The organism is Aeromonas sp. R2-1 (assembly GCF_040908425.1).
Classification (GTDB): Bacteria; Pseudomonadota; Gammaproteobacteria; order Enterobacterales; family Aeromonadaceae; genus Aeromonas; species Aeromonas caviae.
This window is the reverse complement of the sequence record NZ_JBFODR010000032.1, coordinates 32,836-45,137: the sequence shown is the minus strand read 5'-3', so window position 1 is coordinate 45,137 and position 12,302 is coordinate 32,836. Positions and strand designations below refer to the sequence as shown.

The window sequence follows — 12,302 nt, the reverse complement described above, 5'->3', positions numbered from 1 at the left end:
ATGGCTATGTCCCAATTACGTGTTGCATCGGGTGCCCTAGCGCCTCATGCAAACACATCTTGGTATTTACCTCCCTGCCGTAACGTTCCAGCATCCTGCGCCAGCCCAGATAATTCCTCAGGTAGTGGGTTGCGACTCCATGGAATCGTTCCATCCACTCCTTCAACCGCCGGTGATATCCGTTCACATGCTGGATGTGGTATGCCCCAATGACTCGCTCACCTCGACGGTTGTACACCACCTGATGTGTTATACCCCGCGCTTGGCTGAAACTGGCATACACCCCTGCACCATCACTGCAGAGCACTGCATCGGGCGCGATGAGTGGCTGCAACACCGCTTTCACCGTCTGCGCATCCAGCCTTTCCAGCTGAAAGTCGGCTTGATGGCCCGCCCTGTCCTGCACCACCATCACCGGGATGTAATCCCGCCCGGTCCCCCGGGTACGCCCTTTCCCGCCACGATGTCTTGCCGGACGAGGCAACCCTCGCTGCCCCTTGAACGATTCGAGGAAGAAGGTTTCATCCACTTCCACAATGCCTTCTTCCCGTGTTGCCTGGTGGTTTGCCATCGCCTTCAGGAAGCGGTGACGCCACAAGAATGCGGTGTTCTTGCAAACACCGCAGCGGACGGCGGCCTGGCGGACAGTGAGCCCGTCGATGAGAGCCTGGGCGTAGTCCTCCCAATGCTCAGCCTTACGTAATCTGGCCAAAGGCGTCTTGGTGAGGAGGGAGCTGGTTCGCCGACACTGCTTACAACGGTAACGACGCAGCCCACGGCTCCAGCCCCAGGGGGTCAGCTGGGTGGCATCCGCCTGGCAGTGGGGACAGCCGCAGCATGTGGGTAACTGGGCATGGAGGGACGTAATCGGGTGTGGAGCGGCGAGCTCATGCTGAGCGACACGGCGCTGACGCAGAGTAAGTAATGGAAAGAGGGACAACAGGTGTTGGAAGGCTGGCGTATCCATGATGAAGGTCCTCGCGGTGATGACCTACTTCCAGATTAGCCTTCCAACACATAATTGGGACAGCGCCTTTTTAATGGGCAAAACATGCCCATGGCAGGGATTAGGCGGGACGCCTGCCCAGCCGCTGCACATCCTGGCGGGCGGCGGCCCCGGCCTGGCCGAGCCAGCGCTGGCGGGCCCCCTCATCCGAGGTGTGGACGGGCCCCAGATGCTGGCGGTGGGTCAGCCGGATACCGCACAGCCCGAGCACCGGCTTGTCCAGGGTGCGCTCCAGGGGGGCTCCCTGCCACCAGCGGTAATACCAGGGGGGGCTGTCCATGGTGAGCAGCAGGCGCGCCGTCTTGCCGGCGAGCAACTGCTCCGGGTGCGCCTTCCCCGGCTGGTAGCGAAAGGCGAAACCCGGCAGCAGGGTGCGATCCAGCAGCCCCTTGAGCCGGGCTGGCAGGTGGCCCCACCAGACGGGGGCGACGATCACCAGATGGTGGGCTTGCGTCAGGCTCTGCTGCACCGCCTGCAGATCGGGCTCGAGGGGTTGCGCCTCGTCATAGCCATGGTGAAGATCCGGCGCGAAGGCGAGCTCCCCCACGTGATGCAGGGTGATGCGCGCGCCCCCTTGCTCGGCACTGCGGGCATACTCTCGGGCGAGGGCGTGGCAGAGGCTGTCGGGTTTGGGGTTGCCGTTGAGAACAAGCAGGTTGGGGGTCATGGTATGGCTCCTTGAAGTGAGCCCCCATTACACCTCTTGTCCCATGGGACAGAGTCAAGCCACCTTGTGCGCCCGATCCGCGGCGGCGGGATGATCCCGCCCGTCGGGGGATTGCCGCGCCGGGGCGCCATAGCGGCAGGGGTGCTGCGCCAGCAGCGTGGCGCACTGGCTCAAGCCCTGATGCTGGCGTTGCAGCCGAGCGACCTCCGCCTCGATCTGCGCCAGCTTGGCTGCGATAAGCTGCTCCACCTTCTGCCAAGGGAAGTGATCGAGGCTGGTGACGCCCGCGAGCAGGGGAACCAGCTCCCCGAGCTTGCAGCCAAGCCGCTGGGCCTCGCGGATAAAGCCGACCCACTCCAGATCCTCGGCCCGGTAGACGCGATACTTGCCGCGCCGCCTGGGCTCGGGCAGCAGCCCGAGCTGCTCGTAGAGGCGGACCGCCTTTGGGGTGGTGCCCGCCAGCCGGGCAAATTCGCCGATATACATGGTGCTGCTCGCAAAGGAGGTATGAAGGTGCCCACTATAGGCCAGTGGCAGGGGGGAATGCATCCCCACGGGGGAGGGAAGAGTTGGATTGGTAGGAATTGACGGGGGACGGCTGACAGAGGACACCCACCATGTCAGGCAAGTCTGCTATCGAGAGGGTGGGGACCCAGATTTTTACCAGTGGATTAAGAAGAGGCAAATGGATAATGAATCGCAATAAATTCACGCCATTCAGGTTCAAGGCTGAGTGCTAACCGCTCCTCTTGGCTCAATGCCTCCCAGAAAGGTAACCACAAAGATGTCCACCAGTATTCCATGTCACCCTGAAGCGAGCCCAAACTTTCGGGGTCAATCAATGGGAAGGAGTCTGCCGGGAGAGGTGGCTCTAACCTTATCTGCTGGAGAGCGTCAATCACATCAAGGTCATCACTGGCAAACGAGACTACCGTTCCAGCAAAAGAAGAGTGCTGAAAAAGCATGAGTTTCTTGCTCGCAGGATCCCCTGAGCGATTTAGCACCTGTGTATTCAACTCAGGCTCCACAACATATCCAGTTTGGGATAGGGCTCGGAAAAGCATCGCTAGACTATCTTCTGAAACGAGGAAGCGAACGAAATAAGCTCCGATTGAATGGTCTGGAGGCAGTGGTGTTGGGTACCCGCAGTACGCATTTTCAGATAAGTGGATAAAACCGGAGTCCTTGAAAAAATCTTTGATATCTGGAGGTATTTTATCCTGTTTTCTCCCAAGCAAATTACTTAGTACACCCATGTTCTTAGTCTTTATATATGTGAGGATATTCCCATTTTTGCGCCATAATATCCATGAGCACTTGCAATAACGTGGGGATATAGGAGCGGAAATGTCGAAGTTTTGACAAAGTATAATTTATTGGGACACCCACCTTGTTAGGCTAACCTGCTATCGAGATGGTGGGTGTCCCAAGTTATATCGTTCAGCCGAACCGAAAATGCCAAGCATTAGTTATCGACTTGAGCAATTTCTATAATTTTACATTCAACTAAACCATCTCAACATTGTGTCAAAATCAACCACTGAAGTACCTCCAGACGTTCGAGATAGATTCATAGATTTTGCTGATTCACTCACAACCCAATTAGCATTACATTTTGGCAGTTGGGTTGAGTAAAATTGATATATTTTTTGGTGGCCATGCTTGGTTTCAAGTTCTGATAAAACCTCCATTATATGGTTGTATACAACCTTTCCAAATTCTATAGCTTCATCCACTGATGGTATGTAACCTTTATGAATTACATCATTTCTAAAGCCTCGCTCTTTACTACTTAGTTCTGGAGGTAACTCACCTAGTGATGATAAGTAAAGGTAAGTAAAGGCTCCAAGTTGCCTTTCAGATTGATTTGACACTTTTTTCCAAGCTTCGTCTGCAAGTTCTGAGGCGATGCCTGCGTTCACCATTTGGAATTTAATAAAGAACTCATAAAAGCGTTCTAATGAGCTAGCAAAAGATGAAACAGACTCTCGTGTATAGCCGTCTCCCAAGGCATTCATACCAACGTCATATAAAATTTCATATTTTGCAGCACTTAATACAACTGAATATTCATGGCCTCTGGGGCACTTAATTTTGTGCACTCCACTATCGTGAAGCATGTGAGGTGTAAGTCTAAATTTGAGGGTCTGCATGCCACTGTTGTCAAATGCTTCTTGCATACAATATGGGCAAATGTGATTTATCCTCATAAAGATCCTCTGAAATTATAACGCAGCATTAAGGTATGAGCGACGCAATACCGGTAAAGAATATTGGGAAACCCAGCTTGCCAAGCTAGCCTGATATCGAGATGGTAGGAGTCCTAGGTTCTATATAACGCTTTGCTAATGGGTTACCACCGCGCAGGCAGTCCTGTGGAGGTCACTTTATTTTAGCTGGAACGTAATTGAGAAACTTGTTAGGTTTTTTTTATTCCCAACTCCTTTACTCCAATACCCTTAACTTTCTCAATGCAAATATCGATCGCAGCACCTTGTTCATCTAGGTGATCAAACCAAGATTCTGCGCTTCTTGCATTTGACAGGCCTCTCTCCATCTCTTGGACTGCTTCTAGCACCTCAGATGAAACTAGGAATGATGAGCTCTCAGTAATTTTCCAAACAATCTTTCTAGCTCTTCTAAACTCTTCCCATAATTCTTGACTATATTCTTCTGAAAGTTCCCTGTGCTCTAAACCAGCGTCAAAGTGCTCACTTGATGGCCACCTCATGTTATGAAGTGCTTCTACTAATTCTGAATAAGCCTCAGATTTCTTTTCCCACCATCGCTCATTCCTAAAGCGACGCGACGCAAGCCATGCGCCCAAGAAAGCAGCGCCTATAGACAATAGTATCTGAATAATAATTTTTAATATTTCTAAATTCACAATGGAACCTTATGAATGCCTGACAGTGATTAGATGGATGGCGGTACTAATTCGATAGTCTAACCTTCCGTATAACTCCATAACGGCTTTATTACCGTGACGGAGAAGTTATTTAAAATCATAACATTGCCAGCTGGTTCTGTGTCTGCCTGTATTCGCTTGACTTCCCCTTTTGGCTCAATCATTACGATTGCATAAAAATACATTCAATAAGGAAATCAGCGCATCACTATATTGAGCAAGGCGTAGTCACCTCGCTGCACTATGGCGAGGCCCATATCACTGGCGTTCCGTTCTTTGTCTAAAACCGAATTTCCACAGATCCCGCGCTGCGCGTTGCCTCGCCGTGATACACAGCTTCGATATTGTTGCCGTCCGGGTCGAGCACAAAGGCGGCGTAGTAGCCGGGGTGATAGACCCGCTCGCCGGGGGCGCCGTTGTCCTGGCCGCCGTGGGCCAGCGCTGCCTGATAGAAGCGATCGACTGTGGCGCGGTCCTGCGCCTGGAAGGCGAGATGATGGCGACCGGTCAGTGCGCCGAGCGCTGCCGGGCTGTCGATGGATGTGACAAACAGCTCGTCAGCCCAGAAGTAACCCTCACCCCCGCCGCCGATTGGCACATCGAGGGTGGCCAGTATGGCCCTGTAAAAGCGCTCGCTGGCGGTCAGGTCTTTCACCACCAGCTGGAGATGGTCGATCAGCCGACCCCGATGCAGTGTGTGCGTTTCCATACATTCACTCCACTCGACATGGTTGAAACAGTCACTTACCTCTTGCCGGTTGTGCCCTTTGGCGACGCTACCGCCCTGAATGTCAGCTTCCAGCTTGCTGCGATTGACCAAAGGGGCGTGGTTGGCATGGCTCATGGGAGACTCCGACGAGGCGTGTGTTGCCAATTGGCTATATTAACGGCCCGCGAGCGAAGGGGAAGGAGGAAATGGCGAATTGCCGGGCAAGATCAACAAATGGAGGCCAGCTCGAAAGCCTGGCGTCCGGGCTGGATTGGCGAGAGGGGGCTGGGGATAGGTAAAAGGGGGCGAGTGGTCACCTGTCGGTGACCCTCTTGCTGCCTGTACGGGAGTGGTTGCCCGGCCTCTGGCCGGGCGGGGGATCAGTTGCCCGGGATCTCGTTGCAGTTGAGGGTGGGCTGACCGTAGCGCTCCAGCATGGCGTCGCTCCCCTTGGTCCAGAGGGTGAGGTTTTGCCCCTCGTACCGGGCGCCGCTGGCGCTGGGGGTCTCATAGGCGAGCACCTGCTGCCGGTTGTTACCCTCGCTCAGGTTGATCATGGCGGCGGGCCTCTTGGCCTCGTTGTAGAAGTAGGTGGAGAGGGTGACGCTCTTGCCGCACTGGTAATCGACCGGTGTCGGCACCCTCAGCTGGCCCCCTTTTATCTGCAACTCGGTGATCCGCAACTGGTAGCTCTCTTCCACGCACTGGCGCAAGTCGCCCGCCTTCCAGCAGTCGTTGCGCCCCTTGATCCAGCCGCGCTGGATGGCGCGCTCGCTCTTCTGCTGCTCGGGGGAGAACCCGGCAATCGCCTTGGGATAGAGGGCTGACAGCTCGTTATCCAGCGCAGCCAGTCCGGCATCCTTGCAGATGAGGGTTTCGGCGGCGCCTTTCGCCTTGGCGCACTCGAAGGACGGGGTGGCCGCCGCGGCCAGCAGAGGGGAAAACAGCAGGGTTCCAAGCAAGATCTTGTTCATCGACAGGGCTCCAACAGGGGGCGTGATGCCCCGTGATCAGAGCACACTTTACACCCGAAGTAGGCAGGAGCACCCCGTGTTTTTGGGTGCCGGGCGGCCCTGCATGGCAATCAGACGCCGGCCAGCGCCAAGGTCTGGCGGCTGCGCCACAGCCGCTCGTGGAAGAAGAAGACGACGGTGTTGATGGCAGGTTCGATCAGTGCCATCACGCCGCCGGTGAGCAGCTCGCCACTCAGCAGGTAGGCGACACCGAAGGCCACCGAGAAGTGGACCAGGGCGAAGCTGCTGGTCTTGGCCTGCAGGCTGTGCTCAGGCTTGAGCTTTTGCCAGCCAAGGTCGTGGAAGTAGAAGGCGACCGTGTTCACGGCGGGCTCGATGAGGGCGATCAGGCTGGCGGTGAGCAGTTCGCCGGTCAGCAGGTAAGCCACGGTGAAGGCGACACAAAAGTGCAGGATGGCGAAGCTGATGGTCTTTTTCATGGTGGTGTCTCCTCTGGCGATGAAGGCAGTATCACCCAGAATCCCATCAAATGAAAATCATTCTCATTTATCGGCGAAATAGAAAATGCCTATCGACCGGGGGAGGCACCACCAGATTGGGAGTTGCCTGGGACCGCAACGGCGCTAGAGTGTGCCTTTTGCCATGAAAAAGGAGCTTTCATGACCATCAACTCCAACCTGTTTGTTCTCTTCATGCTGCTGCTGATGATCGTCGTCGGCGTGGTGGCCTGGCGACTGGCCCGGCGCAAGAGCCGCCACCCGGGGCTTGTCACCTTCCTGTGCGTGCTGCTCTGCCTGGTGCCGCCCTTTGCCCTGCTGGCGCTGCTCATTCTGGCGCTCTGGCGGGACATGCCCGCAGGCCCCGATGCCAGACAAGCCTAGTCCCCCTCAGCCGCCACTGCCGCAGTCATAGAAAAGCCCCTTGCGGGGCTTTTTTACTTGGAATGTCCCGCGCAGCAGGTGGCTGGTTTGAAGGGGCAAGATCGGGTGATGGCCCTACCTGCCGAGGCCAGCGATCCGAGCATGGGCCTCGCGCATTCCCTGCTCCGCCCCGTGGGGGCGCAGATCCATCCCCTCTGCGTAGACGAAGTCCACCGGGATGCCCATCAGGCCGAGCACGGATTGGAGGTAGGGGGTGACCGCATCCGTCGCCTGTCCCTGATGCACGCCGCCGCGGCTGCTGAACACCAGGGCGTTGACCCCCTCCACCAGCCCCATGGGGTAGGTGTCGGTGTAACGGAAGGTCACCCTGGCCCGCGCCACCAGATCGAACCAGTTCTTGAGGGGGGTCGGCACGTTGAGGTTGTACATGGGGGCGCCGATCAGCAGCAGGTCGGCGGCCTTGAGTTCGGCAATCAGCCGATCCGACAGCGCCACCGCCTGCCGGATGGCCTCATTGGCAGGTTCCGCCCCGCGCAGGGCGTGAAACAACGGGCTGTCGAGGGCGGGCAAGTCGAGGGCGGTCAGGTCGCGCACCACCACCTGGTCCTGGTGGCCCTGCTGCCGGCGTGTTTGCAGGAAGTGCTCCATCAACTGGTTGGTGCGGGATGCGGGGCCGTTGAGGCTGGATTGCAGCAGCAGGATCTGGCTCATGAGGGGAACTCCATCTGAAACGTGTGAAGAATGAAGGGAGCTTACCAGTCATTTTTTTTCCGCAGTGCTGATAGTATTTCGCCATATTGGTTCCAAAAGGTATGCAATAGATGGCAAACACGCTCAACGGCATCGATCTCTTCGCCACCGTGGTGGAGGCGGGCAGCTTCGCCCAGGCGGCGGAGCGGCTTCACCTCACCCGCTCGGCGGTGGGCAAGGGGGTGGCGCGGCTGGAGCTGCGTCTCGGCGTGCAACTGTTTCATCGCACTACCCGCAGCCAGAGCCTGACCGAGGAGGGGGCGCTCTTCTATCGCCACTGCCTGCGGGCGCTGGAGGAGGTGCGTCTTGGGGAAACGGCGCTGGCCAGCAACAAGCTCACCCTCAACGGCAGATTGAAGGTCTCCATGCCGGTGCTGTTCGGCCAGCAGTGCGTGGCCCCCATTTTGCTGGCGCTGGCGAAGGCGCATCCCGGGCTGGCCCTGGAGCTGTCGTTCAGCGATCGCAAGGTGGATCTGGTGGAGGAGGGGGTGGATCTGGTGATCCGCAACGCAGAGCCGCCGGACAGCCTGGATCTGGCGGCGCGCAGGCTCGGGGAGCACGGCATGACGCTTTGCGCCTCGCCCGCCTATCTGGCCGAGCGGGGGGAACCTGTGACCCTGGCCGAGCTACCGGAGCACGAGTGCATCGCCTATCTGCGCCAGGGGCGGGTGCTGTCGTGGTGGTGGCAGGAGGCCGAGGCATGGCGCGAAGTCCAGCCCAGAGGGCGGTTGCAGATGGACGATCTCAACGCCATCACCCAGGCGGCCATCGCGGGCTTTGGTCTCGCCTGGCTGCCGACCTGGCTGGCGCGGCCCCACCTTGAGCGGGGCGAGCTGCGCGAGCTGCTGGCCCGATTGCCGGGTCGGCGCTATCCCATCAACGCCCTCTGGCCCCATGGACCGCATCTGCCCCTCAAGACCCGGCTTGCCATCGACTGGCTGGCGAGCCGCCTGCCCGAGCAGCTGGCCAGCGTGAACGTGCCGGGTCATCAGCCCCAATGAAAAAGGGCCTGCTGTGACAGGCCCTTTTTCATTTTCTGTGGTTCCGAGGGTCAGGCCTCGGCCTTGCTCAGCCACTCCATCCTGTACTGGGCGCCGGCGCCCTGGGCCAGCTTGGCGCACAACGGCTTGAGGAAGGCTTCAATCTGCTCGTCCAGCATCCAGGGGGGGCTGACGATCAGCATGCCGGAGCCGTTCATGCCCCAATCGCTGGTCTGGCCGGCCACTTCCAGCTCGGCCACCAGGACGTTGCCGAAGTTCTCCCGCTTGATCGCTTTGAGCATGTCGCGGGACTTGTCCGCCTCTTGCCCGAGGATGGGATACCAGAGGGCGTAGATGCCGGTGGCCCAGCGCTTTTGCGCTTTTTTAAGGGTATCGACCACGGCGAAGTAATCTTCCTTCAGCTCATAGGGGGGGTCGATGAGCACCAGGCCGCGGCGCGGGGTGGGGGGCAGCAGGGCCACCAGCCCCTCGAAGCCGTCGCGATGGTGGACGGCGACGCGGGGGTCGTACCCCATGTTGGCGCGAAGATCTTCCACCTCGTTGTTGTGCAGCTCCATCAGCGCCAGCTTGTCCTGATCGCGGATAAGGCGGCGGGACAGCTCCGGCGAGCCGGGGTAGTAGTGCAGTTGGCCATCGCTGTTCATCTCCTCGATGACGCCGAGATAGGGGGCCATGGCGGACCACTGGGCCCGCTCATCCCACAGGCGGCCTATGCCGTCGGCGTATTCCGCCTTCTTCTGGGACCAGTCGCCGCGCAGGTCGTAGAGACCGCCACCGGCATGGGTGTCCAGCACGATGAAGGGTTTCTCCTTCTTCTTGAGGGACTCGATGATCAGGGCCTGGACGGCATGTTTCAGCACGTCGGCGTGGTTGCCGGCGTGAAAGGCGTGGCGGTAGCTCAGCATATCAGGTCTCTGAGGGGGCCCTGCTGGGCACCCAATAACGATAAGTAGTTCAACAAGTTGTGGCTGTTGCCACGAAACAGGGAGAGGCCGCGCAGGGTCTGCAGCAGCACCCCCTGTTGCAACCGCTCCAGCTCCAGCTCGTGGGCCAGCATGGCCTGGTATTCCTCTTCGGCCAGTCGCGCCTTGGCTTGCTGGCGCAGGGTGCGCCAGGGGAGCAGCACGGCCTCGGTCTGCACCAGGGCCGGTTGCAGATCCGTGAGATCGACCGGGATCCGGAGCAGGTCCAGGTGGTGCAGCAGCAGAGCCAGGTTGACGTTGCCCCCCAGCGCCTGCACGTTGAGCCAGTCATGGCTGCGCCGGCCATAGGCGGCGGTGCTCCACTCCCAGAAATCGAGGGGGCTCGGCAGCTCGTGCACGGCGACCCGCTCGCTTGCCATCAACCGTTCGTCACGCAAAGAAGGCCTGCTCCATGGTTTCCAGCTCCTCGCTGAGGCTCATCCACTCCAGCTCCACCTCTTCCAGCTGCTCCTTGAGGGGGCCCTGGGACTTGAGCAGCTCGGAGAGGCGGTTCTTGGCGCTCTCTTCGTAGATGGCGGGATCGACGAGCTGGTGCTCGATGTCGGCGAGCCTGCCTTGCAGCTTCTCCATGCTGGTTTCGAGCTTCTCCAGCTTCTGGCGAAGCGGCCGGGTCGCTTGCCGGAACTGGGCTTCGAGGCGCTTCTGATCCTTGCGCGCCACCGCCGAGTTGGCGGAGACAGTGCCATCTGCCGGCTTGGCATTGGCCTCTTTCTCCTGTTCGCCGAGCCACTTGTGGTAGTCGTCGAGATCCCCGTCGAAGGGCTCGACCCGGCCGCCGTGGACCAGATAGAAGTCATCCGTGGTGGTGCGCAGCAGGTGACGGTCGTGAGAAACCACCACCATGGCCCCCTCGAACCCTTGCAGGGCCATGGTCAGGGCGTGGCGCATCTCCAGATCCAGGTGGTTGGTCGGTTCATCCAGCAGCAGCAGGTTGGGCTTTTGCCAGGTGATGAGGGCCAGCACCAGCCGCGCCTTCTCGCCGCCGGAGAAGGGGGCCACCTTGTCGAGTACCTTGTCGCCATGAAAACCGAAGCTGCCGAGGTAGTTGCGAAGCTCCTGCTCGGTCTTGTCCGGGGCCAGGCGCACCAGGTGATCGAGGGGGCTGTCATCGAGGCGCAGGGTCTCGAGCTGATGCTGGGCGAAGTAGCCGATGCTCACCCCGGCGCTCACCTCCAGCTTGCCGGAGAGGGGCGGGTTGGAGCCCGACAGCATCTTGATGAAGGTGGACTTGCCCGCGCCGTTGCGACCGAGCAGGCCGATGCGCGAGCCCGGCACCAGGTTGAGCTTGATCTTCTCCAGGATCACCTTGTCGCCGTAACCGGCGCACAGGTTCTCCATGGCGATGAGCGGGGTCGGCAGAGCGGAGGGCTCGCGAAACTCGAAGCTGAACTCGGAGTCGGCGTGGGCGGGCAGGATCTTCTCCATCCGCTCCATGGCTTTGAGCCGGCTTTGGGCCTGACGGGCCTTGGAGGCCTTGTAGCGGAAGCGGTCCACATAGGATTGCATGTGGGCCATCTCCCGTTGCTGCTTCTCGTACATGGACTGCTGCTGGGCCAGGTGCTCGGCCCGTTGCAGTTCGAAGTCGGAGTAGCCGCCGCTGTATTCGTTGAGCTTGCCGTTCTCGATATGGATGATGCGATTCACCACGGAATCGAGGAAGTCGCGGTCGTGAGAAATGAGCACCAGCGTGCCCTGATAGCCCTTGAGCCACTTCTCCAGCCAGATGACGGCGTCCAGATCCAGGTGGTTGGTCGGTTCATCCAGCAGCAGCAGATCGGAGCGGCAGAGCAGCGCCTGGGCCAGGTTCAGGCGCATGCGCCAGCCACCGGAGAAGCTTCTGACCGGCGAGTCGAGCTGATCGCCGCCAAAACCCAGACCGTGCAGCAGCTCGGCGGCGCGGGCGCGAATGCTGTAGGCACCTATGGTATCGAGCTTGCCGTGCAGCTCGGCCACCAGCAGACCGTTGTCATCCGCCTCGGCCCGGGCGAGCTCGGCCTCCAGGGCGCGGAACTCCTTGTCGCCGTCGATCACGTACTCCAGGGCGGAGCAGTCCAGCGCCGGGGTCTCCTGGGCCACGCCGGCAATCTGCCAGCCGGCGGGCAGGCTGAAGCTGCCGTTGTCGATGGCCAGCTCGCCCCGCACCAGCGCAAAGAAGGTGGACTTGCCACAGCCGTTCTTGCCCACCAGGCCCACCTTGTGGCCGGGGTGTATGGTGGCGGACGCGTTGTCCAGCAGCGTGCGGCCGCCGCGGATCAGTTCGATTTGACTGGCAACTATCATGGATGGGTCTGCTTGGCTCGATTGAAGGAGAGAAACTGGCGCGGATCTTACGTGAAATGACACAAATTTGCACTTGAGGGCGGGGGGGATGGCTGCCGCCGGAAAAACGTGTCATAACAGAGACATCTGGGGGGCAGGAGGCT

At 59.3% G+C, this 12,302-nt stretch carries 15 protein-coding genes; 2 read left to right on the top strand and 13 right to left on the bottom strand.

Annotated elements, in window-relative coordinates; translation table 11 throughout:
- Positions 1-4: 4 nt before the first annotated feature.
- The 9 genes from AB5Y80_RS11815 to AB5Y80_RS11775 all read right to left on the bottom strand — a co-directional run bounded on the left by AB5Y80_RS11815 (position 5) and on the right by AB5Y80_RS11775 (position 6,743).
- Positions 5-967 carry an IS1595 family transposase gene (locus AB5Y80_RS11815; protein ID WP_368172475.1) on the bottom strand — a complete coding sequence of 321 codons (963 nt, stop codon included), beginning with the start codon at positions 965-967 and terminating at the stop codon, positions 5-7.
- Between the two features lie 100 nt (positions 968-1,067).
- The gene (locus AB5Y80_RS11810; protein ID WP_368172959.1) at positions 1,068-1,673 is read right to left on the bottom strand and encodes an NAD(P)H-dependent oxidoreductase; all 606 of its coding nucleotides are present in this window, start codon (positions 1,671-1,673) and stop codon (positions 1,068-1,070) included.
- A 54-nt stretch (positions 1,674-1,727) separates the two neighbouring features.
- On the bottom strand, positions 1,728-2,159 hold the full coding sequence (locus AB5Y80_RS11805; RefSeq protein WP_039040195.1) for a MerR family transcriptional regulator: 432 nt from the start codon (positions 2,157-2,159) through the stop codon (positions 1,728-1,730).
- Positions 2,160-2,344: 185 nt separating this feature from the next.
- Positions 2,345-2,929 carry a hypothetical protein gene (locus tag AB5Y80_RS11800; protein ID WP_368172958.1) on the bottom strand — a complete coding sequence of 195 codons (585 nt, stop codon included), beginning with the start codon at positions 2,927-2,929 and terminating at the stop codon, positions 2,345-2,347.
- Positions 2,930-3,175: 246 nt separating this feature from the next.
- Positions 3,176-3,775, bottom strand: coding sequence for a hypothetical protein (locus tag AB5Y80_RS11795; RefSeq protein ID WP_323880523.1), 600 nt, complete (start codon positions 3,773-3,775; stop codon positions 3,176-3,178).
- Positions 3,776-4,092: 317 nt separating this feature from the next.
- Entirely contained in the window at positions 4,093-4,560 is a 468-nt protein-coding gene (locus AB5Y80_RS11790; RefSeq protein WP_368172957.1) for a hypothetical protein, read from the bottom strand.
- A 301-nt stretch (positions 4,561-4,861) separates the two neighbouring features.
- Positions 4,862-5,290: a VOC family protein gene (locus AB5Y80_RS11785; RefSeq protein ID WP_336580583.1), complete on the bottom strand. Its 429-nt coding sequence runs from the start codon at positions 5,288-5,290 to the stop codon at positions 4,862-4,864.
- A 380-nt stretch (positions 5,291-5,670) separates the two neighbouring features.
- Positions 5,671-6,264, bottom strand: coding sequence for an MliC family protein (locus AB5Y80_RS11780; protein WP_368172956.1), 594 nt, complete (start codon positions 6,262-6,264; stop codon positions 5,671-5,673).
- A gap of 110 nt (positions 6,265-6,374) precedes the next feature.
- Positions 6,375-6,743, bottom strand: coding sequence for a DUF2061 domain-containing protein (locus AB5Y80_RS11775; protein WP_368172955.1), 369 nt, complete (start codon positions 6,741-6,743; stop codon positions 6,375-6,377).
- Between the two features lie 180 nt (positions 6,744-6,923).
- On the opposite strand from AB5Y80_RS11775, the gene AB5Y80_RS11770 reads away from it, so the two are divergent.
- A complete protein-coding gene (locus tag AB5Y80_RS11770; RefSeq protein ID WP_010675517.1) occupies positions 6,924-7,145 on the top strand; it encodes a hypothetical protein in 222 nt (73 codons plus the stop codon).
- 114 nt (positions 7,146-7,259) lie between these two features.
- Here the strand turns inward: AB5Y80_RS11770 and AB5Y80_RS11765 are convergent, their stop codons facing one another.
- Positions 7,260-7,856 carry an FMN-dependent NADH-azoreductase gene (locus tag AB5Y80_RS11765; protein WP_368172954.1) on the bottom strand — a complete coding sequence of 199 codons (597 nt, stop codon included), beginning with the start codon at positions 7,854-7,856 and terminating at the stop codon, positions 7,260-7,262.
- Between the two features lie 110 nt (positions 7,857-7,966).
- Between AB5Y80_RS11765 and AB5Y80_RS11760 the strand changes: the two genes are divergently transcribed.
- Complete coding sequence (locus AB5Y80_RS11760) at positions 7,967-8,896, top strand: LysR family transcriptional regulator (protein WP_201925338.1); 930 nt, start codon at positions 7,967-7,969, stop codon at positions 8,894-8,896.
- Between the two features lie 50 nt (positions 8,897-8,946).
- On the opposite strand, the gene AB5Y80_RS11755 is transcribed toward AB5Y80_RS11760, so the two are convergent.
- From AB5Y80_RS11755 to AB5Y80_RS11745, 3 genes are read right to left on the bottom strand one after another with little or no spacing between them, the layout of a single operon-like run.
- A complete protein-coding gene (locus AB5Y80_RS11755; protein ID WP_368172953.1) occupies positions 8,947-9,801 on the bottom strand; it encodes a 23S rRNA (adenine(2030)-N(6))-methyltransferase RlmJ in 855 nt (284 codons plus the stop codon).
- The gene (locus tag AB5Y80_RS11750) at positions 9,795-10,256 is read right to left on the bottom strand and encodes a DUF2390 domain-containing protein (protein ID WP_368172952.1); all 462 of its coding nucleotides are present in this window, start codon (positions 10,254-10,256) and stop codon (positions 9,795-9,797) included. Before AB5Y80_RS11750 ends, AB5Y80_RS11755 begins: the two co-directional genes overlap by 7 nt.
- A complete protein-coding gene (locus tag AB5Y80_RS11745) occupies positions 10,249-12,159 on the bottom strand; it encodes an ABC transporter ATP-binding protein (protein ID WP_368172951.1) in 1,911 nt (636 codons plus the stop codon). Before AB5Y80_RS11745 ends, AB5Y80_RS11750 begins: the two co-directional genes overlap by 8 nt.
- Positions 12,160-12,302: the final 143 nt, after the last annotated feature.